The following is a 25,240-nucleotide window of genomic DNA, read 5'->3' as shown; positions in this document are numbered from 1 at the left end:
GCTCAGCCACCTCTGTAGACGTGGGGCGAAATAACGCGCATTTCGGATTCTATCCAATTTTCGACCTCTTGCATCATGCTGTCGGGGGTGTGGTTTTCTGGCGAGATCGGTTTGCCGATCGAGACCGTCACCAGGCCGGGGCGCTTGATGAAGGAATTCTTTGGCCAGCACTCACCTGAATTATGCGCGATCGGCACGACCACGGTTTGGGTTTCGACAGCCAGGCGCGTACCGCCGCTCTTGTACTTGCCCGCCTGGCCCACCGGGATGCGCGTCCCTTCCGGGAACATGATAATCCATTGGCCGTCCGCCAGGCGACGCTTGCCGTGCCGGACAACGTGGGCAAAGGCGTTCTTGCCCTGGCTGCGGTCGATCGGGATCATGCGCAGCAGGCCCATGGCCCAGCCGAAGAAGGGGATGTAGAGGATTTCCTTCTTGAAGACGAAGACCAGTGGCCGGGTCAGGTTCGGCAGCAGGAAGATGGTCTCCCACGCCGACTGGTGCTTGGACAGCACGACGGCCGGCGCGTCCGGCAGGTTCTCGTAGCCCTTGAACTGGTAGCGGATCCCGCAGATCACCTTGGCACACCAGATGATGAAGACGTTCCAGCGCGAGGTCACCCAGAAGCGCTTGTTGTAGGGCAGGGGCGCGGCCAGGAAGCACACGCAGGCCCACACCACGGTGGAGGCGATCATCACGATCGTGAAGAGCAGGGAACGCAGGAACAGGGTGAAGTTACGCAAAGGGGCTCCGGACAGTTCTGGTTTTGGATGTCGTCTTGTCTACTCAGGCCGCTGTGCCGCGGTCTTGAGGAAGGCATTCACCATCGACGCGAGGTCGGGGAATACCTGGGTGCCCGGCGGCAGGCCGCCGGTCTGCTGCGTCTTCTCGCCCTTCCCGGTCAGGACCAGGTAGGGCACGCAGCCCATGATGAAGCCGGCCTGCAGATCGCGCAGCGAGTCGCCCACGGTGGGCACGCCCTTGAGGCTCAGCTTGAAGCGCTTGCTGATCTCTTCGAACATGCCGGCCTTCGGCTTGCGGCAGTCGCAGTTGTCGATCGCCGCGTGCGGGCAGAAGAAGATGGCGTCGATATCGGCGCCGACCAGCTGGGCGCTGGCGTGCAGTTTCTGGTGGATCGCGTTCAGGGTCGTGATGTCGAACAGTTCGCGCGCGATGCCCGACTGGTTCGAAGCGATCACGACCCGGTAGCCCGCCTGGTTCAGGCGGGCGATCGCTTCCAGCGAGCCGGGGATGGGAATCCACTCCGCCGGCGACTTGATGAAGTCCGGCGAATCGTGGTTGATGACCCCATCCCGGTCGAGGATGATGAGTTTCATGAGACGACCTTAATGCTTATGCCGCGAGCTTGGAAATATCCGCGACGCGGTTCATCATGCCGTGCAGCTGCGACAGGAGCGCCAGGCGGTTGTTGCGCAGGTTGACGTCCTCGGCCATCACCATCACGTCGTTGAAGAAGGCGTCGACCTCGTCCTTCATCAGCGCCAGGGTCTTCAGCGCCCCGGTGAAGTCGCTCTTTTCAAAAGCGCTGGTGACGTCGCCCGCGAGGGAAGTCATCCTGGCGGCCAGGGCGGCTTCGGCCGGCTCGACCAGCAGCTCCTGCTTGACCGCGGCGTCCTGGGGCATCGCTTCCTCGTTCTTCTTGAGGATGTTGGTGATGCGCTTGTTGGCGGCGGCCAGCGAGCTCGATTCCGGCAGCGCGGCGAAGGCCTGCACCGCTTCCAGGCGCTGGACGACGTCGTCGACGCGGTCCGGGTTCTGGGCCAGCACGGCTTCGACCTCGTTCGGCGAGAAGCCGCGCTCGCGCAGCATGCCGCGCAGGCGGTCAAGCATGAAGTCCTTCACCTCGGCAGTCGGGTCCTTGAACGCGGCCTGGCCTGCAAACACGGCGCTCGCATCGCCCAACAGCTCCGACAGCGACAGCGGCAGGCGCTTCTCGACCAGCATGCGCATCACGCCCAGGGCGTGGCGGCGCAGCGCGAACGGATCCTTCTCGCCGGTCGGCTGCAGGCCGATGGCCCAGATGCCGACCAGGGTTTCCAGCTTGTCGGCCAGCGCCACCGCCAGGCCCGTGTTGGTCGACGGCAGGGCGTCGCCGGCGAAGCGCGGCTGGTAGTGCTCGGAGGCGGCCTTGGCGACTTCCTCGTGCTCGCCGTCGTGGCGCGCGTAGTAGGTGCCCATGATGCCCTGCAGTTCCGGGAACTCGCCCACCATGTCGGTCAGCAGGTCGGCCTTGGACAGGCGCGCGCCGCGTTCGGCCAGCGCCACGTCGAAGCCGAGGCGCTTGGCGATGCTGGTCGCCAGTTTGGTCACACGCTCCGAACGCTCGGCCTGGGTGCCCAGCTTGTTGTGGTAGACCACGTTCGACAGCTGCGGCAGGCGCGATTCCAGGGTTTTCTTCTTGTCCTGCTCGAAGAAGAACTTGGCGTCCGACAGGCGCGGGCGCACGACGCGCTCGTTGCCGCCGATGATGGCCGACGGGTCATCGGTTGCGAGGTTCGACACGATCAGGAAGCGCGAGCGCAGCTTGCCGGAGGCGTCGGTCAGCGCGAAGTACTTTTGATTGGTCTGCATCGTCAGGATCAGGCATTCCTGCGGCACCGACAGGAATTCCTCCTCGAAGCGGCATTCATACACCACCGGCCATTCGACCAGCGCCGCCACTTCGTCGAGCAGCGACTCCGGCATCAGGACCTGGTCGCCGCCGGCTTTCTCGAGCAGCTGCTTGCGGATGCTTTCCTTGCGCGCTTCGGCGGAGGACAAGACCTTGCCTTCGCTTTCGAGCACGGCAGCGTAGTTGTCCGCGTGCGGCACGGTGATTTCGCCGCCGTGCGACAGGAAGCGGTGGCCCATGGTCTGGCGGCCGGCGTCCAGTCCCAGCAGCGACAGCGGCAGCACCTGTTCGCCGTGCAGGGCAAGCAGCAGGTGCACCGGGCGCACGAACTGCACGGTGGCGCCGTCCGGGCGCTGGTAGCTCATGACCTTCGGGATCGGCAGCTTGGCGACGGTGTCCTGCAGGACGTCCTGCAGCGCGCCGGCCAGCTGGCTGCCGCTGGCGGTGTAAGTGTAGAAGAAGGATTCGGCCTTGCCGTCCTGGGCGCGTTCGAGGTCGCTGATCGCCAGATCGGGGAAGCCCAATGCGGCCAGCTTCTTGGCCAGCGGCGCGCTCGGGTTGCCGTCCTTGTCCAGCGCAACCGATACCGGCAGCACCTTTTCGCGGATCGACTTGTCGGGCGAGGTGCCGCGCACATTGGTGATGGTGACGGCCAGGCGGCGCGGGGTAGCGTGGGCGGTGGCGACACTGTCGCCTTCGAGGAAGTCACGCGCCTTGAGGCCGTTGGCGATGCCGTTCGCGAATGCGGCGCCCAGTTTGACGAGCGCTTTCGGCGGCAGTTCTTCGGTCTGGATTTCGACGAGGAGAGTCTGATTCATGGTCTTGTTCTGTTCTTATTAGGCGGCAGCTTTCGCAGCACCCGGCAGCATCGGGAAGCCCAGCTTCTCGCGCGAATCGTAATAGGCCTGGGCCACCAGGCGCGACAGCGTGCGCACGCGGCCGATGTAGGCAGCGCGTTCGGTGACCGAGATGGCGCCGCGCGCGTCCAGCATGTTGAAGCTGTGCGAGGCCTTCATGATCTGTTCGTAGGCCGGCAGCGTCAGCTGCAGCTCGACGAGGCGCTTGGCCTCGGCTTCGTGGTTCGAGAAGGCCTGGAACAGCAGCTCGGTGTTCGCGTGCTCGAAGTTATAGGTCGACTGCTCGACTTCGTTCTGGTGGAAGACGTCGCCATACGACAGGGTCTTCTTCACGCCGTTTTCTTCCCACTCGGTCCACACCAGGTCGTACACGTTCTCGACACCCTGCAGGTACATGGCCAGGCGCTCGATGCCGTAGGTGATCTCGCCCAGCACCGGCTTGCAATCGAGGCCGCCGACCTGCTGGAAGTAGGTGAACTGGGTGACTTCCATGCCGTTCAGCCAGACTTCCCAACCCAGGCCCCAGGCGCCCAGGGTCGGGCTTTCCCAGTCGTCCTCGACGAAGCGCACGTCGTTCTTCTTCAGGTCCAGGCCGAGCGCCTCGAGCGAGCCGAGGTAGAGGTCGAGGATGTTTTCCGGCGCCGGCTTGAGCACCACCTGGTACTGGTAGTAGTGCTGCAGGCGGTTCGGGTTCTCGCCGTAGCGGCCATCCTTCGGACGGCGCGACGGCTGCACATAGGCCGCGCGCCAGGGCTCCGGCCCGATCGCACGCAGGAAGGTGCCGGTGTGGAAGGTGCCCGCGCCGACTTCCATGTCGTAGGGCTGCAGCAGTGCGCAGCCCTGCTTGTCCCAGTAGGTCTGCAGGGTGAGAATGATTTGTTGGAATGTGAGCATCGGATATGGGGCGCCGCGGAGTTCATGCCGCGGTCACGGTAAATTTGCCAAATAACCAATTCTACTGAATTTTCACGCCTCTCTGGGGGCGATTCGACTCAGCCGTACGGAATCGGCGAATTATTTGTAGGGTGGGCGGGTTCCCCGACCGCGCGTTCAACTATCAGATGCGTTGCCACTGAGCGCCCGTTAGCTGGACGCGCGGTCGGCAGAGCCGACCACCCTACGACGACCAGCAAACCATGCGGCTGCCAGCATGAGTGCACTGAGCGCAAGGAAGGCGAGGTTGCCGGCCCGGACATACGGCGTCAGTCCTTCGGTGCCGCGCACGGTCGCCGCCAGCACGCCGCGCTCGTAGAAAGGCAGCAGCTGCAGGACCTTGCCGCGGCCGTCGATCACGGCGGTCGCCCCGTTATTGGTCGAACGCAGCATCGGGCGGCCGGTCTCGATCGCGCGCATCTGCGAGATCTGCAGGTGCTGCGGGATCGCTACCGATTCGCCGTACCAGGCCAGGTTCGACACGTTCAGCAGCAAGGTCGCCGGCTTCGGTGCATTGCGCAGCTGGGCCGCGATCTCTTCGCCGAAGGCGTCCTCGTAGCAGATGTTGGGCAGCACCAGCTGGTCCTTGATCGGGAAGGGCGCCTGCAGCGCTTCGCCGCGGGTCTGGTCGCCGAGCGGGATGTGCATCAGGTCGGTGAACCAGCGGAAGCCCGGCGGGATGAATTCGCCGAAGGGGACCAGGTGGTGCTTGTCGTAGCGGTAGGGCTGCAAGGTGTTGGAACTGCGCGGACCGAAGGCGATCACGCTGTTGCCGTACCTGGTCGGGCTGTCCATCGTCGGGATGCCGATCATCAGGTGGCTGCGCGTCTGCCCCGCGAAGGCCTGCAGGCCACCCAGGTACTCGGGCGCCAGCTGTTGCGGCGTGACGGGAATCGCGGTCTCCGGCGTGGCGATCAGGTCGGCGGGTGCCGCCGTGATCATGCCCTGGTAGCGCGTGACGATGTCGGTCAGGTAGGCCACGTCGAACTTCTGGTCCTGCGCGACGTCGCCCTGCAGCAGGCGCACGCTGAGCGGCTGTCCGGTTTCCTGGGTCCACGCGATGTGCTTCAGGCCGAAGCCCGCCGCCATCACGGCCGCGAACAGGCCGATGGCAGGCCAGCGCGCGCGCTGGGTGAGCATCACGAGACAGCCGGCGCACAGGGCCGCCAGCACGCCCAGGCCGTACACGCCGACGATCGGCGCATAGCCGCCAAGCGGCGAGACGTTATGGGCATAACCCGATGCGGCCCAGGGGAAGCCGGTGAAGACCCAGCCGCGCATCCATTCCGACACGCCCCACACGGCGGGGAGCACCAGCAGGACGAAGGCGGACACCGGCAGCGACCACTTGCGGCGCAGCCAGCTGGCGACGCCGCCGGCAAAGGCGCCGAACAGGCCCATGTACAGGCCGAGCAGGGCGATCGCGATCGCACCGAGGATGGCAGGCAGGCCGCCGAAGCGGGTAATGGCGATGTACAGCCAGTGCATGCCGGCCACCGACCAGCCGAAGCCGAAGGCCCAGCCGAGCCACAGGCCGCGCCGGCTGGAGGTGCCCATGCCGACCTGGTAGAAGAAGTAGGCCAGGGCCAGGAACTGCAGCGGCCACCAGCCGAAGGGCTCGAAGGACAGCAGGGAGGTGCTGCCTGCGAGCGCCATGAACACCAGGGCCTTGGGGGAAGGCCTGGTGCCTTGTCGTGCTGGATCAGGGGCAGTCTTGGCTTGGTTCCGGCGGCGCAGCATCAGTCGTGGTCGTCTTCAGCCAATGGCAGCTTCTCGACCAGCAGCACGTGGATCTGGCGCGCATCGGCGCGCAGCACTTCGAAGCGCAGGTTCTGCAGGTCGAACACTTCGCCCTTGTGCGGCATGCGTCCGAGGTGGCTGGCGACCAGGCCGCCGATGGTGTCGGCATCGATCTCGGGCAGGTCGGCGCCGATCTCTTCGTTGAACTGCTCGATCTCGGTCAGCGCCTTGACGCGCCAGCGCGGGCCCAGCTGGCCCTCCTTGATCGACAGGATGTTGTCTTCGTCCTCGTCGACGTCGTACTCGTCGTCGATGTCGCCGACGATCTGCTCGAGCACGTCCTCGATGGTGATCAGGCCGGCCACGCCGCTGTACTCGTCGACGACGATGGCCATGTGGTTGTGGTTGGCGCGGAAGTCGCGCAGCAGCACGTTCAGGCGCTTCGATTCGGGAATGAAGATCGCCGGGCGCAGCATCTTGCGCACGTCGAAGGAGTCCTCGGCGTAGTAGCGCAGCAGGTCCTTGGCCAGCAGGATGCCGACCACCTTGTCGCGCTCGCCCTCGATGGCGGGGAAGCGCGAGTGCTGGGTCTCGAGCACGATCGGCAGCCACTGCTCGATCGGGTCGGTAATGTCGATCACGTCCATTTGCGAACGCGGCACCATGATGTCGCGCACGGACAGGTCGGAGACCTGGAACACGCCCTCGATCATCGAGAGTGCGTCGGCGTCGATCAGGTTGCGCTCGTGGGCTTCGTGCAGGACTTCGAGGAGTTCTGCGCGGTTTTCAGGCTCGGGGGAGATGAGTGCGGTCAGCCGTTCGAACAGCGACCGGTGGTGGGGTTTGGCGTCCGATCGGACGTCACTGGGATACTCGGGCATAGTTGGCGTGAAGCCGTTGTTACGATGGGTATAGGATACACGAAAAGGGCAGATGGCCCAATTTTAGGTGCTGTTGCTGTAAAGAATGGGTTGTAGGGTGGGCGGCTACGCCGCCCACGCGGTGATAGTTAACAGCAAGATCATCGAGCACGATAGCGGAGCCGTCGGCGATCACCGCATGGGCGGGAAGACCCGCCCACCCTACGGTCAATCAGCGTAGGGGTCGGGATAGCCGAGCACTTCCATGATGTCGCGCTCGAACTGCTCCATCTCTTCGGCTTCCTCGTCGTGCTCGTGGTCATAGCCCTGGGCGTGCAGCACGCCGTGCACCACCAGGTGGGCAGCGTGTTCCTCGACCGTCTTCTTCTGCTCCTCGGCTTCGCGCATCAGCACGTCGGTGCACAGCACGATGTCGGCCTGGGTCGGATCGTCCTCGCCCAGTTCTTCGCCTTCGTTGTAGGCGAAGGTCAGCACGTTGGTGGCGTAGTCCTTGCCGCGGTACTGGCGGTTCAGGGACTGGCCTTCTTCCGCATCGACGAAGCGGATCGACAGTTCGGCCGGGCCGAGCAGGGCGGCTTCCACCCAGCGCTGCAGCATTGCTTCCGTCACTTCCTGTTCGAGGCGGGTGTCGGCGTACTGGACTTCGAGGTCGAGCTTATGTTTTTTTTCTTGCATTTTTCACAGGGGTCGGTTTGGGTAAGGCGGCCAGTTCCTCGATCGAGGAATTCTTTTCGTAGGCGTCGATGATGCGCGCCACCACCGGGTGGCGTACCACGTCCTCGCTCGCGAAATGGGTGAAGGCGATGCCGCGCACGTTCTTCAGCACGTGGATGGCGTCCACCAGGCCGGAGCGCTGCGACTTGTGCAGGTCGACCTGGGTCACGTCGCCGGTGATCACGGCCTTGCTGCCGAAGCCGATGCGGGTCAGGAACATCTTCATCTGCTCGACCGTCGTGTTCTGGGCTTCGTCCAGGATCACGAAGGCGTGGTTCAGCGTACGGCCGCGCATGTAGGCCAGCGGGGCGATCTCGATCACCTGTTTCTCGAACAGCTTCTGGGTGCGGTCGAAGCCGAGCAGGTCGTACAGCGCGTCGTACAGCGGGCGCAGGTAAGGATCGACCTTCTGGCTCAGGTCGCCCGGCAGGAAGCCGAGGCGCTCGCCCGCTTCCACCGCGGGACGGGTCAGGATGATGCGCTTGACCGCGTCGCGTTCCAGCGCATCGACAGCGCAGGCGACGGCGAGGTAGGTCTTGCCGGTACCGGCCGGGCCGACGCCGAAGCTGATGTCGTGCTCGAGCACGGCCTTCAGGTACTGGATCTGGTGCGGAGTGCGGCCACGCAGGTCGCTGCGGCGGGTTTTCAGCGTCGGACTGACCAGCTCGGACGGCGCTTCGTCGCCGGTCGTTTCGGCGCCGTCCTTCGCTTCCTTGTCCGCCGTTTCGGCAGGGGCGTCGGTCTCGCCGGGCACGCGCGGCTTCAGGCCGGAACGCTGTTCCACCAGGGCCAGCTGCACTTCCTCGATCGGGACGACCTTGTTGGCCACGGCGTAGAAGCGCTCCAGCAGTTCGACTGCGCGCTCGGCATTGCTGCCGCTGACGATGAATTTCTCGCCGCGGCGGAAGATGGTGACGTCAAGCGCGGCCGAGATCTGGCGCAGGTTCTCGTCCAGGGGACCGCACAGGTGGGCGAGCCGCGTGTTGTCGAGCGGCTCGGGGATGAAATACGAAGGCTGGGTAGGTGTGTTTTTCAACTGGCTTTGGCAATCGTGTCTAGGTTGGCGACGAGTTCGCCGCTGAGGAAGTAGTCGTGGCTGGTGACGATGCGCACGTCGACCAGTTGGCCGACCAGCTCGCTGCCATGGTCGGCGGGGAAATTCACCACGCGGTTGTTTTCGGTACGGCCCTGCATCTGCGCCGGGTCTCTCTTGGCCGGGCCCTCGACCAGCACGCGCTGGACGCTGCCCACCATTGCAGCACTATATTTGCGCGTATTTGCGTCAATCAAGGCCTGCAAACGCTGCAGGCGCGCCAATTTCACGTCGTGCGGGGTATCGTCCTCGAGATTGGCGGCCGGCGTGCCCGGGCGCTTGCTGAAAATGAAGCTGAAACTGTTATCGAAACCGACGTCCTGCACCAGTTTCATCATGGCGTCGAAGTCGGCCTCGGTTTCGCCGGGGAAGCCGACGATGAAGTCGGACGAGAAGGTCATCTCCGGGCGCACCGCGCGGATGCGGCGGATGATCGATTTGTATTCGAGGGCGGTATAGCCGCGCTTCATGGCGCCCAGCACGCGGTCGGACCCGTGCTGCACCGGCAGATAAATATGGTTCACCAGCTGCGGGATGCGGGCATAGGCGTCGATCAGGCGCTGGGTGAATTCCTTCGGGTGGCTGGTGACATAGCGCAGGCGCTCGACGCCGGGGATCTCGGCGATGTATTCCAGCAGCAGGGCGAAGTCGGCGAACTCACCAGTCTCCATGGCGCCGCGGTAGGCATTCACGTTCTGGCCCAGAAGCATGATTTCCTTCACGCCCTGGGCGGCCAGGCCGGCGCATTCGGTCAGCACGTCGCCGAAGGGACGCGAGACTTCCTCGCCGCGGGTGTAGGGCACCACGCAATAGCTGCAGTACTTGCTGCAGCCTTCCATGATCGACACGTAGGCCACCGGACCTTCCACCTTGGCCGGGGGCAGGTGGTCGAACTTCTCGATTTCCGGGAAGCTGATGTCGACCTGTGCCGCGCCAGAGCTGCGCCGCTCGCGGATCAGCTGCGGCAGGCGGTGCAGGGTCTGCGGCCCGAACACCACGTCCACGTGCGGCGCACGCTTGACGATCGCTTGCCCTTCCTGCGAAGCCACGCAGCCGCCCACGCCGATCACCAGGTCCGGCTTGGCGCGCTTGAGCGCCTTGAAGCGGCCTAGGTCCGAAAACACTTTCTCTTGGGCTTTTTCGCGCACCGAGCAGGTGTTCAGCAGGATGACGTCGGCATCTTCGGGCGAGTCGGTACGAACCAGTCCTTCGGACGCGCCGAGGACATCGGCCATCTTGTCCGAATCGTATTCGTTCATCTGGCAGCCGAAGGTCTTGATGAATACTTTTTTCTGCATGGAGTGCTGTATTGAAAGGGGAGCTTGCTTGGGCAAAACAAGGTGGCCAGTTTACCGTAAATCGCCTGCGGTCCCCGCTTGGGACGCCGGCGCGGCGTATCCATCCCAGATTTCAATGCCATCCGGAATGGGTCGTTTCTTAACCTAAAGTAATTGCCAAGGTGCTCAGATTGTTAAATGATGACCCGCTACTGACCTGCCGAAACCAGTCAAAAATAGTCAAGCTGTTTACATGTATTTCTTCTTGTAAATCAATAGCTTCGAGTCAAATTCTGATTAGGAAAATTTATTAAAGAAATCTCTTGCGTGCGCCACAAATAATCCCCATGTGCTGAAATGCCTATGTGACAAGCTTTCCGCACGATAGCTTGATTTCAGACAATGAGTCACATGCGCTGCTCGGATGTACTGATGACGTATGAAGCTGATAATTTGTTTGAAAGACAAGTGCGCATGCGGAGGGGTACGCGGGGGCATGCAGTCCGGTACGGGCCCTTAAGGAGTTCTTCAGGCACAAGCTGTTTAATTTCTCAAGGGAAGCCCGGGAACTTATGTTGACGAAATGTAGTCTTTAACAAAAGTTCGTAAAGGAACTATTTTAACCAAACTGAAGAGGTAAACATCATGGCACAACAGCACCATGCTTTGTCTTCGCAAGAAAGCTACAACCCGAACCACCTGCTGGATATCCTGCTGGGCAAGATGCAGCTGAAGAACGATGCGGCGCTGTCGCGCATGCTCGAAGTCGCACCGCCGGTGATCAGCAAGATCCGTCACCACCGCCTGCCGGTCGGCGCTTCGCTGCTGATCCGCATGCACGAAGTGACCGGCATGAGCATCCGTGACCTGCGTGACCTGATGGGCGATCGCCGCACCAAGTACCGCCTGTCGGATGCCCAGGGCCGCCCGAAGCCAGAAGAGAAGGCAGCCCAGGCAGCCGCCGCAGCGGCAGCCCAGCAGCAGCAACCGCAGCAACAGCAGCAGGGTAACGAAGCAAACCCGTCGACCGGCAATTATGCTCACTGATACCGTGGGCATGACGGCCGCGCCTGTCATGCCTTCGGTGCCAGCGGGCTGCGGCACCGCGCCCTGAGCGCTGTGCCGCGCCGGTTCGGCCGGCTTTCCCCGCATGCGCATCTTCTGCGCATGTCGTCGTTTCTCCTTCAGGCCATCAGGATGGCCGCAATCTCCTCGTACTGCAGCTCCGTTTCATGGAAGACCTGCAGCCACGCCTCTTCCGTCAGTCCCAGCGCCGTCCAGGCCACCGACGATATCCGCGGCACCAGCTCGTCCGGATTACCGGCCAGGTCCAGCGCATGCACCACGCCGCTCGCCACGTGCACGATCGTCGCCAGGAAACCGGCGCCCGGCTCCTCCGGCGCATGGTGGTAAGCGATTGCCTGGCGCATGGTGTCGGAAAAATTCCAGTGCGCCGCCAGCGCCACCCCGGCGTCGACATGGTCCACGCCCAGCAGGGTGCGCTCGGCATCGATCAGTTCGCCATCGCTCTTGTCGCGCAGCGACAGGACCGCCTGGTAGCGTTCCGGGAAGCGCGCCACCAGGACCAGGCGCCCGATGTCGTGCAGCAGGCCGGCCGTGAACGCGTAGTCGGCATTGAAGCGCACCCGGCGCGCCAGCGCGCGGGCACAGGCGGCGCTCGCGATCGAATGGCGCCAGAAGTCCTTGTCGTTGAAGCCGGGGCAGCGCCCGGCCGGGAAGCAGCCGGTCAGCGCGGCCGCCGTGATCAGGTTGCGCGTGGCCTCGAAGCCGAGGAAGGTCATGGCCTGCTGGATCGTGGTCACCTTCACCTGCAAACCATAGGCGGACGAGTTGGCCAGGCGCAGGGTCTTGGCCGTCAGCGCCGGATCGTTCGCGACCTTCTTCGCCAGCACGCCGATGTCGATGTCTTCCTGCTCGATCGAGCCGAGCAGTTCCATGACCACGGCCGGCAGCGAGGGCAGCTCGTCGACGCCGCCCAGCAGGTCGGCCTTGTCGATGGGAGCGTTCATGGCGTCACCTCGCGGCGCAGGCGGTAATCCTCGACGTAGCGGCGCAGCAGCCCGGTGGCCCAGTCGGCATGGTCGTCGCGGTCGTTGCGGCGGAACAAATGGTCGAGCCTGGCCTGGATGGCTTCCGGCGCCGGCGCGCTGACCGGCACGGCGCGCGCGATCGGGGCTGCGGCGACGCCATGCCGGGCCAGCGATGCGATGGTCGCTTCACCCAGTGTCACGCCTTCGGCCAGCAGCACGTTTCCGTGCGCATCGAGCAGCGCATCGGCGAGCACCATGCCCGGATACAGGTGCGCCAGGGGCACCAGTTCGTAGCTATCGCTCATTTTCCCTCCAGTAAAAAACAGGGCGATCTTAACACCCGCCTGCCCGCGCGACCGGTGCTGCCGCAGGAACTGTGGCGATCCTGCAGCGCTTGCAGCAATTGTTGTACGCTTGCAATATGCGACCCGGTCGCCCTCATCACTAGAAAGGATTCCATGAAACTGTATGTCAGCCCGGGCGCCTGCTCGCTTGCCCCGCACATCGCCCTGATCGCCGCCGGCCTGCCATTCTCGATCGAACGCGTCAGCCTGAAGACCAAGGCGATCGCCAGCGGTGGCGACTTCCGCGCGATCAACGAGAAGGGGTCGGTGCCGGCCCTGCAGCTGGACAATGGCCAGGTGCTGACCGAAGCCGCGGTCCTGCTCCAGTACATCGCCGACCAGGCTCCGCAGGCGCAGCTGCTGCCCGGCTTCGGCAGCTTCGAGCGCTACCAGGTGCTGGAGTGGCTGAACTACATCGCGATGGAACTGCACAAGCGCTTCACGCCGATCTTCACCCCGGGCGTGACGGACGAGGGCCGCACGGCCGCCTGGGCGGCGCTGGCGCGTCCGCTGGGCTATGTTGCCGGCAAGCTGGAGGGCGGCAAATTCCTCACCGGCAGCGGCTTCACCATCGCCGACGCCTATCTGTTCACCGTGCTGAACTGGGCCCTGTTCGCGAAATTCAGCCTGGACGACTGGCCGGCGCTGCAGGCCTACCAGGCCAGAGTCGGCGCGATCCCGGCGGTGCAAGAGGCAATGCGTGCCGAAGGCCTGGCCGGATGAATGCGCCACGCCATCGCTGACTTCCGGTAGCATCGGCGCATGAACAGTCACTGCTATGTCGCGCTTGTGCGCGGAATCAATGTTGGTCGCGCCAAGCGGATCGCCATGGCCGACCTGCGCCTGCTGGTCGAAGGACTCGGCTTTACCGGCGTGCGCAGCCTGCTGAACAGCGGCAACCTGGTGTTCCACGCCCCGGACTTCACGCCCGCGGCGGCGGCGCAGGCCATCGAGGAAGCGCTGGTACTGAAGCTGGGCGTGGCGGCGCGCGTATTCGTGCTGGATCACCAGGAGTTGAGCACCATTATCGAGAGCAATCCGCTCTTGGGCGTGGCCACGGACCATTCGCGCCTGTTCGCCTTTCTGCTGGGAGGCGCCGTCCAGCGCGACAAGCTGGCGGCGCTCGACGGACAGGACTGGGGCGGCGAACGCCTGGCAGTGGGCGAACGCGCGGCCTATGTCTGGTGTCCGGAAGGGATATTGGATAGCGCGCCGGCTAAATCACTCGGGAAACTTCTAGGAGACGGGACGACATCCCGGAACTGGAACACGATGCTCAAACTGCAGGCTTTGTGCGCCGAAGGATGAGCGCCGCTGCTGCACTGCTTCGCCACGGCCGGGCGCCCTGCCCGTCGCCACGGCCGGGCAGGGCCCCGGCCGCTATTATCTACTTCACTTGAACTTCTCGCTGCTGTCGCGGCCCGCCTTGTAGCCGATCAGGATCAGCCCCAGCAGCATCATCGCGAACACTTCCGGTTCGGGCAATTCCGACATGTTGGCCGGGGGCGTGACGACGTCCTGGCGCTGGGTGACCGACAGGTTGCGCACGGGAGCCTGTACCCGCACGACGGCAGGGTTGGCGCTGCTGAGATCGATTACGGCGGCCTGCGCGGGACTGCCGAGGCAAATCGCCGCTGCTGCTGCCAGTGCATATCTTTTCATAGCCGTTCCTCTTGCTGTTGCTCTTGCCGAGACTTGCATCCAGCCCGTGCGGCCTCATATATAAAAGGTCGCAGGACGAAATGTGGTCGAATCAGCATATCAAAACCCGACGAATTGCTGCGCTCAATTGAATGGCTGAGTTGTTAAAAGAAGTCATCAGGATGCGGGCAGATGGGCTCATGTTGCGATCAGTCAAAGAATCTTTCAGTGTCGCGTATTAACCTCGTGCATTGCTGACATTATTGCAATCCGATGCATGAATTGCCATGCTGTTTTGGCAAAAAAATCGAATATATTTAAATGTTCGATAATTTTCGCTGATAATCTGCCAATTAAATCCCTTATTCCTTTTTCTACTATCGGCGCGATCGTCATTTTTTTCGACGCACGGTATACACGCCGGTTTTTTTTGAGGGTATAGTCTCCCTATCCCATTGCCTTCGGGCATCAAAACAATACCAAACGCACACGTTTGGAAACCCAAGCGGCCATCACGCGCCGCAGCCGATCCCGCGAGACCACGCCGGCACGGCACCCAGAAGTAGCGCTGTCCGACTCACTTAGCAAGAGATCAAACGATGCCCAATTTCGCCCAGATTCAGGTTGCTTTCAAGAACGCTTTTAAGAGTATCTACGTCCGCATCGCCCTGGCGACGCTGTTCGGCGTGATCGCAGCGGTGGCAATCTGGAAATCGAATGTTGCCCAGGACCCGAGTCCGGTCGTGCATTCGCAGAACATTGCCGAGATCACCCAACTGGCGGCCAGCAAGGATCGCCTGGACTACCTGGTGATCGCCAAGCCCCTGTCCGAATCGCCGCGCTACGTCTACAAGTTCAAGGACGCCACCACCATCAACGTGGTGAAGGTGCCGAGCACCTCGCACCTGTCGCTCGAGCGCGAAGTGCTGCTGAAGAACGCGATCCCGTACTCGATCGCCAAGGACGAATTCCTGGCCAGCCACAAGGCCGTGATGGACGAGGGCGAATCCGCCCTTGAGAAGACCGGCACCTTCCTGAAGAACCACGGCCTGAACATCGCCATCGTGCTGCTGGTGCTCTACCTGCTGAAATTCGGCGTGCCGGGCATGAATGCCAGCGCCTCGCTCATCACCCCGGACAAGCTCAAGGGCAGCATGGACGACCTGATCGGCATGGAAGACATCAAGCAGGAAGTCCTGCACCTGGAAGACATGATCCGCAACCGCGACGAATACCAGTCGCACAACATCGACAAGCCGTTCAATGTGATGCTGACTGGTCCGGCCGGTACCGGCAAGACCAAGCTGGTCGGCTACCTGGCCAAGCGCCTGAACATGCCGCTGATCTCGGCCTCGGGCTCGGCCCTGGAATCGGGCTATGTCGGCGGCGGCTCCAAGGCCCTGAACGCCCTGTACCGCAAGGCTTGCGCCAAGGGCAAGTGCATCATCTTCCTGGATGAGGCCCAGAGCCTGTTCATGCCGCGCGGCCGCAGCGAAAAGAAGTGGGAAGACGACACCGCCAACACCCTGCTGGGCCTGCTGGACGGCGTGAAGAGCGACAAGGGCCAGGGCGTGATCTGGGTCGTGGCCTCGAACTTCGACGATTCGAGCACCGAGATGGACGAAGCGATGCTGCGCCGCTTCTCGGTCAAGATCAACTTCCGCCTGCCGAACAAGGGCGAGCGCAGGGAATTGCTGCGCAGCTTCCTGTCGCGCAAGAAAGAGGGCCTGGTGGACTGGAAGGACACCAACCTGGACCAGGTGGCGGAAATCACCCAGAACCTGAGCCCGGCGCTGCTGGAAACCGTGGTCGAGCGTGCCTCGATGCTGTCGATCCAGGAAAAGTCGATCATCAACACCAACCTGCTGTTCCGTGCCTACGAGCGCGCCACCATCGGCCTGACCGACCGCGCCACGACGCTTGAAAAGACCAAGCAGCGCGAGCGCATCGCCCTGCACGAGCTGGGTCACTTCTTCATGCAGATCGACCCCTACCTGCGCGCCGGCCTGAGCCTGGCCGAGGTGAAGGAAAAGTCGCACCTGCTGAAAATCAGCACCGAAGCGGTGTCGAAGATCGGCGCCCTGGGCTACGTGCTGCAGTCGGGTGAAGACATGTCGCTGCGCACGCTCGAAGAACTGGAGCGCGACGTGATCGGCCTGTACGGCGGCGTGGCGGCGGAAGAGCTGTTCTACGGCCCGCGCGGCATCTCGGTGGGCAGCCAGAACGACATCGAGAAGATCACCAAGATGCTGAACCTGATGGTCAGCCGCCTGTCGATGTATTCGCGCTCGAAGCTGGACTACACCCAGCTGCAGAAGGACCTGGGCGGCGAGCACACGATGCGGCTGGTGGAAGAAAAGGCCGACGAGCTGTACAGCTACACCCTGAACGCGATCCGCGACTACAAGCTGGTGATCGAGTCGCTCAAGGACACGCTGATGGAAGAGTATGTGCTCTCGAAGGACGCCGTGTTCGCGCTGCTCGAAGAGCGCAGTGAGCTGATCCACTCGCAACTGCACGGCCGCCACGCCAACCTCAAGCTGTGCGTGGAAGAAGTCGCCGCTTAAGCTTTTACGTTTTTTCCTTGCTGTTCTTCAACCCGCCGTGCGCAAGCCGGCGGGTTTTTTTACGTTTATGGAGATAGCCAAAGATGTAGCATCACTAGCTTTAAAACCGTCATGTGCGCCACTGGCGCCCACGACTTCCGGCGAAGGACGGAATCCAATTTCCTTTGCGGTCTACTACTGCTTGCGTGCACCGGTCAACATGATGCGACGAACTTGGGTCCCGGCCTGCGCCGGGACGACGTTGGAGAAGTTCCGGAAAATTGCAAGGCTGCGGACTTCGTTCAATGCGCCACTGCGTGTTCCTTCAGCGTCTCCACCACATGCCGCGTCATGCTTGCCGCCAGTTCCTGCTCCCCGACGAACACCTTGCCCCCGGTCTCCTGGCGCAGCAGCGCTGCTTCGCCCTCGTTATGGCTGCGCACGACGACCTGCACGGCCGGATTGAGCATGCGCGCGATCTCCACCATGCGGCGCACGTGGAAGGTGTCCGGCGTGGCGATCACCAGCAGGGCCGCATGCGTGATGTGGGCCTGGATCAGCACCGCCGGCTCGGCCGCGTTGCCCACCACCGCCGGTATGCCGTCGGCGCGCAGCTGTTCGACGATCTCGCGGTTCTGCTCCGCCACCACGAAGTGCACGCCACGCGCCGCCAGGTCATCGGCAATGCGGCGGCCGACGCGCCCGAAGCCCACCAGCACCACCTGGCCGCTGAGCTTTTCGTGCGCGGTTTCCATCGGCAGTTCGGCCAGCGGGTCGGCCGGGCGCTCCAGCTTGCGCGCCAGCTCCGGCTTCGATTTCAGCCACTTTTCCAGCGGCGCGCCGAGGCTGAACATCAGCGGATTGACGGCGATCGAGATGATGGCGCCGGCCAGGATCAGGTTCTGGCCCAGGGCGGGGAGCAGTTCGAGCTGCATGCCCAGTGCCACCAGGATGAAGGAGAACTCGCCGATCTGGGCCAGGGAGGCCGACACCGTGATCGCGGTATTGATCGGGTAGCGCAGCGCCAGCACCAGCACGAAGGCGGCCAGCGACTTGCCGAATAGGATGATTGCCACCACCGCCAGCACCTGCAGCGGGTACTGGACCAGCACCATCGGGTCGAACAGCATGCCGACCGAGACGAAGAACAGCACCGAGAATGCGTCGCGCAGCGGCAGCGATTCTTCGGCGGCGCGGTGGCTCAGTTCGGACTCGCGCAGCACCATGCCGGCGAAGAAGGCGCCCAGCGCGAACGAGACACCGAACAGGTGCGAGGATGCATAGGCGATGCCGACCGCAGCGGCGATCACGGACAGGGTGAACAGTTCGCGCGAGTTGGTCTTGGCCACGCGCCACAGGAACCACGGGAAGAGCTTGCGGCCGACGATCAGCATGAAGGCGACGAAGGCGCCCACCTGCAGCAAAGTCTTGCCCAGCGCCGGCCACAGCTCGGCGCCGGCGTCCCCCTTGCCGCCCAGGGGGCCGGCCAGCGCCGGCAGCATCACCAGCACCAGCACCATCACCAGGTCTTCGACCACCAGCCAGCCCACCGCGATGCGGCCGTTCATGGAATCGAGCACGCCGCGCGCCTCCAGCGCCCGCAGCAGCACCACCGTACTGGCCACCGACAGCGCCAGGCCGAACACGAGGCCGGCGCCCAGGCTCCAGCCCCACCAGTGGGCCAGCCCCATGCCCATCAGGGTCGCCACCGCGATCTGCAGCAGCGCACCGGGCAGGGCGATCTTCTTCACGTCGAGCAGGTCGCCCAGCGAGAAGTGCAGGCCGACGCCGAACATCAGCAGCATCACACCGATTTCCGCCAATTGCGAAGCCAGCTGCACGTCGGCGACGAATCCGGGCGTCGCCGGGCCGATCAAAACGCCGGCGGCAAGGTAGCCGACCAGCGCGGGCAGTTTCAGGCGGATGGCGAGCATGCCGAACAGGAGGCCGAAGCCGAGTGCGGCAGCGATGGTGGTGATCAGGCTGAGTTCATGGTGCATCCGTGCGGCCTCCGTGACAGGTTATTAACCCGTCGAGTATAAGCGACGCAGGCTGCGTCATCGGCATTTTTATTGCCGACTGCCAGTAATTAAATGCAGATCACGGCACGGTCGCGAGCGATAGCAGCACGTTGTGCAAGGATGCGCGCACGCTCGCGTATTGCTCCGGACGCGCATGGCGGTCCAGCCGGAACAGCATCAGGCCCTGGATCTGGGCCGCGACCAGCACCGCGCGCTCCATCGCCGCCTCGTCGTCGATGGCCGGGTTCAGGCCGCGGATCAGGCCATACACGGCGCGCCGCTCGCGCGCCATCATCCGGGCCATCAGGTTCGACGCAAAGGGATGGCGCGAGGCCAGCGCCCAGATCTCGAAGAAGATCGCGTGCATGGTCGGATCGGTGATCTCGTCGAGGAACATGTCGACGGTGCTCAGGAAGCGCTCGACCTGCGGCCGCCCGGCCATCGCCACCGCGATGCGGTCCATCTTGGCCTGGAACTCGTCCATGATGGTGAGCAGCAGGGCTTCCAGCAGCTGCTCCTTGCTGCCGTAGTAGTGCTGCACGTTCGACAGGCTCATCCCCGCATCCTGGGCCACGCGCCGCATCGACAGTCCGGCATAGCCTTCGCTGGCCAGCAGCGCGCGCGCCGCCAGCAGGATGTCGCGCGCCCGGCCCAGTCCCTTTTCGGTGGTGGTCGAGGGCTTCCGGCGCAGGGTGGTGTCGAGTATGAGCGTCATGGCGCGATTATCGCAGAGGCATACCATAAATAGTACGACTGACCTATAATTGACCAACTATAGGTCGCGCGACCTAATCGAACAAGAAAGAGGAGACGGGATGAACAAGGTATATGTGAGCGGCGTCGGGATGATCCCCTTCGCCAAGCCAGGCGCGAGCAGCCCCTACCACGAGATGGGCGCGCTGGCGGCGCGCGCCGCGCTGCAGGACGCGGGGATTGACTATGACCTGGTCGAACAGGCCTACGCCGGCTACGTCTACGGCGACTCCACCAGCGGCCAGAAGGCCCTGTACGCGGTCGGCATGACCGGCATCCCGATCGTCAACGTCAACAACAACTGCTCGACCGGCTCGACCGCGCTGTTCCTGGGCCGCCAGGCGATCGCCAGCGGCGCTGCCGACTGCGTGCTGGTGCTCGGCTTCGAGCAGATGAGCCCCGGCGCCCTCGGCTCGGTCTTCACCGACCGTCCGACCCCATTCGACGCCTTCGACGAAGTCACCGACCGCCTGGTGGGCAAGCCCGAGATCCCGCTAGCGTTGCGCTACTTCGGCGGCGCCGGCCTGGCGCACATGGAAAAGTATGGCACGCCCCTGGAAGCCTTCGCCCGCATCCGCGCCAAGGCCAGCCGCCACGCCGTGAACAACCCGCTGGCGCTGTTCCGCAAGGAGGTGACAGCCCAGGACGTGCTCGACGCCCCCGCCATCTGGCCGGGCGTGATGACCCGCCTGATGGCCTGCCCGCCGACCTGCGGCGCAGCCGCGGCCCTGCTGGTGTCGGAAGCCTTCGCAGCAAGGCACGGCCTGCGCCGCGACGTCCACATCGCCGCCCAGGCAATGACCACCGACCGTCCCGATACCTTCGAGGCCGGCGACATGATGCGCCTGGTCGGCTACGACATGAGCCGCGCCGCCGCCCACAAGGTCTACGAGCAGTCGGGCCTGGGCCCGGAAGATCTCGACGTGGTCGAGCTGCACGACTGTTTCGCCCACAACGAACTGATCACCTACGAAGCCCTGGGCCTGTGCCCGGAGGGCGGCGCCGACAAGTTCATCGCCGACGGCGACAACACCTATGGCGGGCGTGTGGTCACCAATCCGTCCGGCGGCCTGCTCTCGAAGGGCCACCCGCTCGGGGCCACAGGCCTGGCCCAGTGCTACGAGCTGACCCACCAGCTGCGCGGCAGTGCCGACGCGCGCCAGGTCGCGGGCGCGCGCGTGGCGCTGCAGCACAACCTGGGCCTGGGCGGCGCCTGCGTCGTCACCATGTACCGTAACGGCTGAGGGCGAGCACATGGACTTGACGACGTCTCCCTGGATGAACGAGGAGCTGAGCGCTTTCCGCGACGCCGTGCGCCGCTTCGTGGCGGGCGAGATCACGCCGCACCAGGACACCTGGCGGGAGCAGCAGCACGTCGACCGCGACCTGTGGCACAAGGCAGGCGAAATGGGCCTGCTGCTGGCCGACATCCCTGACGAATACGGCGGCGCCGGCGGCAGCTTCGCCCACATGGCGGTCGTGTTCGAAGAGCTGTCCTACGGCGGCGACACCGCCTTCGGCATCCACGTGCACGCGATCGTCGCCCACTACCTGCTGAACCAGGGCACCGAGGAGCAGAAGCGCACCTACCTGCCGAAACTGGCCAGCGGCGAGATGATCGCGGCCATCGCCATGAGCGAGCCGGGCGCCGGCTCCGACCTGAAGGGAATCCGCACGACGGCGGTGCGCGGTCCCGACGGCTACCGCGTGAGCGGCTCCAAGACCTTCATCTCGAACGGCTACATGGCCGACCTGATCCTGGTGGTGGCCAAGACCGACCCCGCCGCCGGCGCAAAAGGCGTGTCGCTGCTGCTGCTCGAAACAAAGGACAATCCAGGCTTTCGTGTCGGCCGCATCCTGGACAAGGTCGGGCAAAAGGGCCAGGACACCTGCGAGCTGTTCTTCGACGACGCCCACGTCCCGTTCGGGAACGTGCTGGGAGGCGAAGAGGGCAGGGGCTTTGCCCAGCTGATGACCGAGCTGCCCTACGAGCGCACCATCCTGGGCGTGTGCGGCGTGGCTGCCATCGAGCGCGCGCTGCAGCTGACCATCGAGCACACGCGCGAGCGCCGCGCCTTCGGCCAGGCCCTCATCGAGATGCAGAACACCCGCTTCGTGCTGGCCGAGATCAAGACCGAGGCGACGGTCGCGCGCATCTTCATCGACCGCTGCATCGAGGACATGCTGGCCGGGCGCATGGACACCGTGCGCGCCTCGATGGCCAAGTACTGGATCTCGGACCTGCAGTGCAAGGTGGTGGACCAGCGCCTGCAGCTGTTCGGCGGCTACGGCTACATGCTGGAATACCCGATCGCCCAGATGTACGTGGACGCCCGGGTGCAGCGCATCTATGGGGGCGCCAACGAGATCATGAAAGAGATCATCGCCCGTTCGCTCTGAAGGAGATCCGGAAATGACAGGACCATTGTCAGGAGTGCGGGTCGTCGAGATGGTCGGCATCGGGCCTTGCCCCTTCGCCGCGATGATGCTCGCCGATATGGGAGCGGAGGTGATCCGCATCGACCGCAAGGCCAAACCGGGCGAAGACAATCCCTACCCGGTGCTGGGCACGCGCCACGACGTGATGGCGCGCGGGCGGCGCTCGCTGGCGCTCGACCTCAAGAAGCCGGCCGGGCGCTCCACCGCCCTGCGCCTGATCGAACAGGCCGACGTGCTGCTCGAAGGCTTCCGACCGGGCGTGATGGAGCGCCTCGGGCTGGGCCCCGACGACTGCCTGGAGCGCAACCCGAAGCTGGTCTACGGCCGCGTTACCGGCTGGGGCCAGACCGGGCCGCTGGCGCAGGCGGCTGGCCACGACATCAACTACGTTGCCCTGTCCGGCATGCTGCATGCGATGGGCCGCGCCGACAGTCCGCCGCCGCCGCCCCTGAACCTGGTGGGCGACTTCGGCGGAGGCGGCATGATGCTGGCCTTCGGCGTGCTCTGCGCGGTGCTGGAAGCGCGCAGCTCCGGCCAGGGCCAGGTGGTGGACGCGGCCATGACGGACGGCGCGGCGCTGCTCGGCTCCATGATGTACGGCCTGCGCGCCTCAAAAGCCTGGAGCGACAAGCGCGAAGGCAACCTGCTCGACGGCGGCGCGCCCTTCTACGACACCTACGCCTGCCAGGATGGCAAATTCATTTCGATCGGCGCCATCGAGCCGCAGTTCTTCGCCACTTTGCTCAAGCTCACCGGCCAGACCGACCCCGTGTTCACGAAACGCTGGAGCAAGTCGCACTGGCCCGAGCTGAAGGAGCGCTTCGCCGCGCTGTTCGCGACGCGCACGCGCGACGAATGGTGCCGCCTGCTGGAAGGCACCGAGGTCTGCTTCGCCCCGGTGCTCGACCTGGAAGAGGCGCCGCGCCACCCGCACAATGCGGCGCGCCGCACCTTTGTCGACATCGACGGCGTGACCCAGCCGGCGCCGGCGCCGCGCTTCAGCCGCAGTGTGCCCCCCACGCCCGCGGCGCCCTCCTGTGCCGGCGCGCACAGCGACGCCATCCTGGCCGATTGGGGCTTTACCCAGCAGTCAATCGAAGCGCTGAGAAAAGGCGAAGTCATTTAGCATGCGGGGTAGGGCGGGACTGCCCGCCGACCACCCCCGGGAGCCTATGACGAAGGAAGCCGAACTGCGGCGATCGAAACTGCTTGCACTCGCGTTTTTCGCGGGCGCGGCCTCGCTGTTCGTGCTGACCCTGTTCCTGCCCCAGAACTGGTGGACCGGCCTGCTGCGCGCCTTTTCCGAAGCCGCGATGGTGGGCGCGCTGGCCGACTGGTTCGCCGTGGTGGCGCTGTTCAGGCGCGTGCCGATCCCGATCGTCTCGCGCCACACCGAGATCATCCCCAAGAACAAGGAGCGCATCGCCGATAACCTGGCGCGCTTCGTGCACGAGAAGTTCCTCGACACCGAGTCGATCGTGCGCCTGATCCAGCGCCACGACCCGATGCAGAAGGTGGCCGACTGGCTGGTCAAGCCCGCCAACACCGAGCTGCTCGGGCAGCACCTGGTGCGGGTGGGCGCCTGGCTGCTCGACTTCATCGAGGACGGCGCGGTGCAGGGCTTCATCCGGCGCGCCGTGCACGCGATGGTGAACAGCGTCGACCTGTCGAAGTCGGCCGGCACCATCCTCGAGAGCCTGACGCGCGACGGGCGCCACCAGGAGCTCCTGAATGAAGGCATCGTGCAGCTGGCGCGCCTGCTCGACAACGAGGACACCCAGGCCACCATCTCGCAGGGCATCGTCGACTGGCTCAAGGAAGACTATGCCTTCATCGAGCGCATGCTGCCTTCGGAGCTCATCGGCCGCAAGGGCGCCGACCTGGCGGTGCGGCTGGCTTCCGGTATCCTGAACAAGGTAGCGGCCGATCCCCGCCACCCGCTGCGCCAGCGCTTCGACGTGTTCACCCAGGAGTTCATCGAGCGCCTGAAGCTTGACCCGTCCTTTACCGCGAAGGCGGACGAGATCAAGGCCTACCTGCTGGGCGACGAAACCCTGAACGGCTACCTCGGCAGCCTGTGGGCCGAACTGAAAACCTGGCTCAGGAACGACCTGCACAGCGAGGATTCCACCCTGCGCCGGCGCCTGGTGGCCACCGGAGCATGGGTCGGCAAGGTGCTGGCCGAGGACCCGCAACTGCGCGCGTCCCTGAGCGAAAGCCTGGAATCGGCCGCGCGCGGCGTGGCGCCCGAATTCGCCGGCTTCCTGACCCGCCACATCGCCGATACGGTGAAGCAGTGGGACGACCGCGAGATGTCGGAGCAGATCGAACTCAACATCGGCAAGGACTTGCAGTACATTCGCATCAACGGCACCATCGTCGGTGGCCTCATCGGCGTGACCCTGTACCTGCTGTCGCAGGCGCCCGCATTGTTCTGATCATCCAAGGAGGCAGCAATGGAAGCACCCGCACTCGACGCCTGGCTGGCGGCGAACCCGGAGGTCGAACAGATCCCGGGCCGCGACCTGTTCATCATCGCCCGCTACCTGATCCCGATGGACGCCACCCTGGCCCAGGGCTGCCTGGTCGCCGCCGGCATCCCCGCCGTGCTGGCCGATGCCCACCTGATGCAGGCCGACCTGCTGCTGGCGCCTGCGCTGGGCGGCGTGCGCATCCTGGTGCCCTCCGACTACCTGGAGCAGGCCAGCGCCGTGCTGGCGGGCCTGGCGCGCGGCGACTATGCCCTCGACGAGTCGTTTACGGATGAGTAGATCGTGGTTTTGCGTGAGATACCGAACGTTACAGGGACGAACGGGAGCGTAGCCTAGGGGTGTGAATCACGATTCAAAGGAGAATCATCATGCCTCAAGGTGATAAATCGTCCTACACGGACAAGCAGAAGCGCCAGGTCAAGCACATCGAGGAAGGCTACGAAAAGAAGGGCGTCGGCAAGAAGGAAGCCGAGCGGCGCGCCTGGGCCACCGAGAACAAGATCTCGGGTGGCGGCAAGAAGCACTGATCTGCAGATTTTGGCAAAGAAAAACGGCCCGGTTCGCGAGAACCGGGCCGTTTCGTCTTGGTGGTGATAGGTGGACTTGAACCACCGACCCCAGCATTATGAGTGCTGTGCTCTAACCAGCTGAGCTATATCACCGAAAGGGTAAAACAAAATGGCCTGACTCCGGGAGTCAAGCCATCCGTTTGGAATTCTGTGGTGGTGATAGGTGGACTTGAACCACCGACCCCAGCATTATGAGTGCTGTGCTCTAACCAGCTGAGCTATATCACCGCAACGGCAGGCATTATCGGGGGCGCCGC

Annotated in this window: 24 protein-coding genes and 2 tRNA genes; 10 read left to right on the top strand and 16 right to left on the bottom strand. The window is 64.2% G+C overall.

What is annotated here, in order from left to right:
- Positions 1 to 2: 2 nt before the first annotated feature.
- The 9 genes from LK542_RS13710 to miaB form a co-directional block, all read right to left on the bottom strand.
- On the bottom strand, positions 3 to 743 hold the full coding sequence (locus LK542_RS13710; RefSeq protein WP_227799756.1) for a 1-acyl-sn-glycerol-3-phosphate acyltransferase: 741 nt from the start codon (positions 741 to 743) through the stop codon (positions 3 to 5).
- Between the two features lie 39 nt (positions 744 to 782).
- Positions 783 to 1,337 (bottom strand): D-glycero-beta-D-manno-heptose 1,7-bisphosphate 7-phosphatase, encoded by a 555-nt coding sequence (gene gmhB / locus LK542_RS13705; protein ID WP_227799755.1) that lies wholly within the window; start codon positions 1,335 to 1,337, stop codon positions 783 to 785.
- A 16-nt stretch (positions 1,338 to 1,353) separates the two neighbouring features.
- Positions 1,354 to 3,450, bottom strand: a complete 2,097-nt coding sequence (gene glyS / locus LK542_RS13700; protein WP_227812323.1) for a glycine--tRNA ligase subunit beta — start codon at positions 3,448 to 3,450, stop codon at positions 1,354 to 1,356.
- 18 nt (positions 3,451 to 3,468) lie between these two features.
- Positions 3,469 to 4,383 carry a glycine--tRNA ligase subunit alpha gene (glyQ, locus tag LK542_RS13695; protein ID WP_227799753.1) on the bottom strand — a complete coding sequence of 305 codons (915 nt, stop codon included), beginning with the start codon at positions 4,381 to 4,383 and terminating at the stop codon, positions 3,469 to 3,471.
- 189 nt (positions 4,384 to 4,572) lie between these two features.
- Entirely contained in the window at positions 4,573 to 6,162 is a 1,590-nt protein-coding gene (gene lnt, locus LK542_RS13690; protein ID WP_227812322.1) for an apolipoprotein N-acyltransferase, read from the bottom strand.
- On the bottom strand, positions 6,162 to 7,043 hold the full coding sequence (locus tag LK542_RS13685) for an HlyC/CorC family transporter (RefSeq protein WP_227812321.1): 882 nt from the start codon (positions 7,041 to 7,043) through the stop codon (positions 6,162 to 6,164). The genes lnt and LK542_RS13685 overlap by 1 nt, the downstream gene beginning before the upstream one ends.
- Before the next feature lie 207 nt (positions 7,044 to 7,250).
- On the bottom strand, positions 7,251 to 7,718 hold the full coding sequence (gene ybeY / locus LK542_RS13680; protein WP_227799750.1) for an rRNA maturation RNase YbeY: 468 nt from the start codon (positions 7,716 to 7,718) through the stop codon (positions 7,251 to 7,253).
- The gene (locus LK542_RS13675) at positions 7,699 to 8,793 is read right to left on the bottom strand and encodes a PhoH family protein (protein WP_227812320.1); all 1,095 of its coding nucleotides are present in this window, start codon (positions 8,791 to 8,793) and stop codon (positions 7,699 to 7,701) included. Before LK542_RS13675 ends, ybeY begins: the two co-directional genes overlap by 20 nt.
- On the bottom strand, positions 8,790 to 10,148 hold the full coding sequence (gene miaB, locus LK542_RS13670) for a tRNA (N6-isopentenyl adenosine(37)-C2)-methylthiotransferase MiaB (protein WP_227812319.1): 1,359 nt from the start codon (positions 10,146 to 10,148) through the stop codon (positions 8,790 to 8,792). Before miaB ends, LK542_RS13675 begins: the two co-directional genes overlap by 4 nt.
- A 645-nt stretch (positions 10,149 to 10,793) precedes the next feature.
- On the opposite strand from miaB, the gene LK542_RS13665 reads away from it, so the two are divergent.
- Positions 10,794 to 11,174, top strand: coding sequence for a hypothetical protein (locus LK542_RS13665; RefSeq protein ID WP_374040142.1), 381 nt, complete (start codon positions 10,794 to 10,796; stop codon positions 11,172 to 11,174).
- Positions 11,175 to 11,311: 137 nt separating this feature from the next.
- Here the strand turns inward: LK542_RS13665 and LK542_RS13660 are convergent, their stop codons facing one another.
- Positions 11,312 to 12,157: an HDOD domain-containing protein gene (locus LK542_RS13660; RefSeq protein WP_227812317.1), complete on the bottom strand. Its 846-nt coding sequence runs from the start codon at positions 12,155 to 12,157 to the stop codon at positions 11,312 to 11,314.
- Positions 12,154 to 12,483 (bottom strand): hypothetical protein, encoded by a 330-nt coding sequence (locus LK542_RS13655; protein ID WP_227799745.1) that lies wholly within the window; start codon positions 12,481 to 12,483, stop codon positions 12,154 to 12,156. Before LK542_RS13655 ends, LK542_RS13660 begins: the two co-directional genes overlap by 4 nt.
- 153 nt (positions 12,484 to 12,636) lie before the next feature.
- Here LK542_RS13655 and gstA point away from each other — a divergent pair, with 153 nt between their 5' ends.
- Together gstA and LK542_RS13645 are read left to right on the top strand one after the other, a co-directional pair.
- Positions 12,637 to 13,245 carry a glutathione transferase GstA gene (gstA, locus tag LK542_RS13650; RefSeq protein ID WP_227812316.1) on the top strand — a complete coding sequence of 203 codons (609 nt, stop codon included), beginning with the start codon at positions 12,637 to 12,639 and terminating at the stop codon, positions 13,243 to 13,245.
- 39 nt (positions 13,246 to 13,284) lie between these two features.
- Entirely contained in the window at positions 13,285 to 13,830 is a 546-nt protein-coding gene (locus tag LK542_RS13645; RefSeq protein ID WP_227812315.1) for a DUF1697 domain-containing protein, read from the top strand.
- An 84-nt stretch (positions 13,831 to 13,914) separates the two neighbouring features.
- Here the strand turns inward: LK542_RS13645 and LK542_RS13640 are convergent, their stop codons facing one another.
- Positions 13,915 to 14,184, bottom strand: coding sequence for a hypothetical protein (locus LK542_RS13640; protein WP_227799742.1), 270 nt, complete (start codon positions 14,182 to 14,184; stop codon positions 13,915 to 13,917).
- A 578-nt stretch (positions 14,185 to 14,762) separates the two neighbouring features.
- On the opposite strand from LK542_RS13640, the gene LK542_RS13635 reads away from it, so the two are divergent.
- Positions 14,763 to 16,730 (top strand): AAA family ATPase, encoded by a 1,968-nt coding sequence (locus LK542_RS13635; RefSeq protein WP_227812314.1) that lies wholly within the window; start codon positions 14,763 to 14,765, stop codon positions 16,728 to 16,730.
- A gap of 281 nt (positions 16,731 to 17,011) precedes the next feature.
- Here LK542_RS13635 and ybaL read toward each other — a convergent pair whose 3' ends face one another.
- Both ybaL and LK542_RS13625 read right to left on the bottom strand, forming a co-directional pair.
- Positions 17,012 to 18,709, bottom strand: a complete 1,698-nt coding sequence (gene ybaL, locus LK542_RS13630) for a YbaL family putative K(+) efflux transporter (RefSeq protein ID WP_227799740.1) — start codon at positions 18,707 to 18,709, stop codon at positions 17,012 to 17,014.
- A gap of 100 nt (positions 18,710 to 18,809) precedes the next feature.
- Entirely contained in the window at positions 18,810 to 19,445 is a 636-nt protein-coding gene (locus LK542_RS13625) for a TetR/AcrR family transcriptional regulator (RefSeq protein ID WP_227799739.1), read from the bottom strand.
- Positions 19,446 to 19,545: 100 nt separating this feature from the next.
- On the opposite strand from LK542_RS13625, the gene LK542_RS13620 reads away from it, so the two are divergent.
- The 6 genes from LK542_RS13620 (at position 19,546) to LK542_RS13595 (ending at position 24,941) form a co-directional block, all read left to right on the top strand.
- On the top strand, positions 19,546 to 20,727 hold the full coding sequence (locus LK542_RS13620) for a lipid-transfer protein (protein ID WP_227812313.1): 1,182 nt from the start codon (positions 19,546 to 19,548) through the stop codon (positions 20,725 to 20,727).
- Positions 20,728 to 20,737: 10 nt separating this feature from the next.
- Positions 20,738 to 21,883, top strand: a complete 1,146-nt coding sequence (locus tag LK542_RS13615) for an acyl-CoA dehydrogenase family protein (RefSeq protein ID WP_227812312.1) — start codon at positions 20,738 to 20,740, stop codon at positions 21,881 to 21,883.
- A gap of 13 nt (positions 21,884 to 21,896) precedes the next feature.
- The gene (locus LK542_RS13610) at positions 21,897 to 23,048 is read left to right on the top strand and encodes a CaiB/BaiF CoA-transferase family protein (RefSeq protein WP_227812311.1); all 1,152 of its coding nucleotides are present in this window, start codon (positions 21,897 to 21,899) and stop codon (positions 23,046 to 23,048) included.
- Positions 23,049 to 23,094: 46 nt separating this feature from the next.
- Positions 23,095 to 24,360 carry a DUF445 domain-containing protein gene (locus tag LK542_RS13605; RefSeq protein WP_227812310.1) on the top strand — a complete coding sequence of 422 codons (1,266 nt, stop codon included), beginning with the start codon at positions 23,095 to 23,097 and terminating at the stop codon, positions 24,358 to 24,360.
- An 18-nt stretch (positions 24,361 to 24,378) separates the two neighbouring features.
- A complete protein-coding gene (locus tag LK542_RS13600) occupies positions 24,379 to 24,693 on the top strand; it encodes a putative signal transducing protein (protein WP_227799734.1) in 315 nt (104 codons plus the stop codon).
- A gap of 89 nt (positions 24,694 to 24,782) precedes the next feature.
- Positions 24,783 to 24,941 (top strand): hypothetical protein, encoded by a 159-nt coding sequence (locus LK542_RS13595; protein WP_036215215.1) that lies wholly within the window; start codon positions 24,783 to 24,785, stop codon positions 24,939 to 24,941.
- 58 nt (positions 24,942 to 24,999) lie between these two features.
- Here LK542_RS13595 and LK542_RS13590 read toward each other — a convergent pair.
- Both LK542_RS13590 and LK542_RS13585 read right to left on the bottom strand, forming a co-directional pair.
- Positions 25,000 to 25,076: transfer RNA gene (locus tag LK542_RS13590), tRNA-Met, on the bottom strand.
- Positions 25,077 to 25,134: 58 nt separating this feature from the next.
- Positions 25,135 to 25,211 (bottom strand) — tRNA-Met (locus LK542_RS13585).
- Between the last annotated feature and the right edge of the window lie 29 nt (positions 25,212 to 25,240).

This window comes from Massilia sp. IC2-477, from assembly GCF_020707265.1.
Taxonomy (GTDB): domain Bacteria; phylum Pseudomonadota; class Gammaproteobacteria; order Burkholderiales; family Burkholderiaceae_D; genus Telluria.
This window is presented reverse-complemented; position numbering and strand designations above follow the sequence as displayed.

Coding starts and splice junctions, on each gene's coding strand:
- gmhB (WP_227799755.1), bottom strand. CDS start 1,337: ATGAAACTCATCATCCTCGACCGGGATGGGGTCATCAACCACGATTCG.
- glyS (WP_227812323.1), bottom strand. CDS start 3,450: ATGAATCAGACTCTCCTCGTCGAAATCCAGACCGAAGAACTGCCGCCG.
- glyQ (WP_227799753.1), bottom strand. CDS start 4,383: ATGCTCACATTCCAACAAATCATTCTCACCCTGCAGACCTACTGGGAC.
- lnt (WP_227812322.1), bottom strand. CDS start 6,162: ATGCTGCGCCGCCGGAACCAAGCCAAGACTGCCCCTGATCCAGCACGA.
- LK542_RS13685 (WP_227812321.1), bottom strand. CDS start 7,043: ATGCCCGAGTATCCCAGTGACGTCCGATCGGACGCCAAACCCCACCAC.
- ybeY (WP_227799750.1), bottom strand. CDS start 7,718: ATGCAAGAAAAAAAACATAAGCTCGACCTCGAAGTCCAGTACGCCGAC.
- miaB (WP_227812319.1), bottom strand. CDS start 10,148: ATGCAGAAAAAAGTATTCATCAAGACCTTCGGCTGCCAGATGAACGAA.
- LK542_RS13660 (WP_227812317.1), bottom strand. CDS start 12,157: ATGAACGCTCCCATCGACAAGGCCGACCTGCTGGGCGGCGTCGACGAG.
- LK542_RS13655 (WP_227799745.1), bottom strand. CDS start 12,483: ATGAGCGATAGCTACGAACTGGTGCCCCTGGCGCACCTGTATCCGGGC.
- gstA (WP_227812316.1), top strand. CDS start 12,637: ATGAAACTGTATGTCAGCCCGGGCGCCTGCTCGCTTGCCCCGCACATC.
- LK542_RS13645 (WP_227812315.1), top strand. CDS start 13,285: ATGAACAGTCACTGCTATGTCGCGCTTGTGCGCGGAATCAATGTTGGT.
- LK542_RS13640 (WP_227799742.1), bottom strand. CDS start 14,184: ATGAAAAGATATGCACTGGCAGCAGCAGCGGCGATTTGCCTCGGCAGT.
- LK542_RS13635 (WP_227812314.1), top strand. CDS start 14,763: ATGCCCAATTTCGCCCAGATTCAGGTTGCTTTCAAGAACGCTTTTAAG.
- ybaL (WP_227799740.1), bottom strand. CDS start 18,709: ATGCACCATGAACTCAGCCTGATCACCACCATCGCTGCCGCACTCGGC.
- LK542_RS13625 (WP_227799739.1), bottom strand. CDS start 19,445: ATGACGCTCATACTCGACACCACCCTGCGCCGGAAGCCCTCGACCACC.
- LK542_RS13620 (WP_227812313.1), top strand. CDS start 19,546: ATGAACAAGGTATATGTGAGCGGCGTCGGGATGATCCCCTTCGCCAAG.
- LK542_RS13615 (WP_227812312.1), top strand. CDS start 20,738: ATGGACTTGACGACGTCTCCCTGGATGAACGAGGAGCTGAGCGCTTTC.
- LK542_RS13610 (WP_227812311.1), top strand. CDS start 21,897: ATGACAGGACCATTGTCAGGAGTGCGGGTCGTCGAGATGGTCGGCATC.
- LK542_RS13605 (WP_227812310.1), top strand. CDS start 23,095: ATGACGAAGGAAGCCGAACTGCGGCGATCGAAACTGCTTGCACTCGCG.
- LK542_RS13600 (WP_227799734.1), top strand. CDS start 24,379: ATGGAAGCACCCGCACTCGACGCCTGGCTGGCGGCGAACCCGGAGGTC.
- LK542_RS13595 (WP_036215215.1), top strand. CDS start 24,783: ATGCCTCAAGGTGATAAATCGTCCTACACGGACAAGCAGAAGCGCCAG.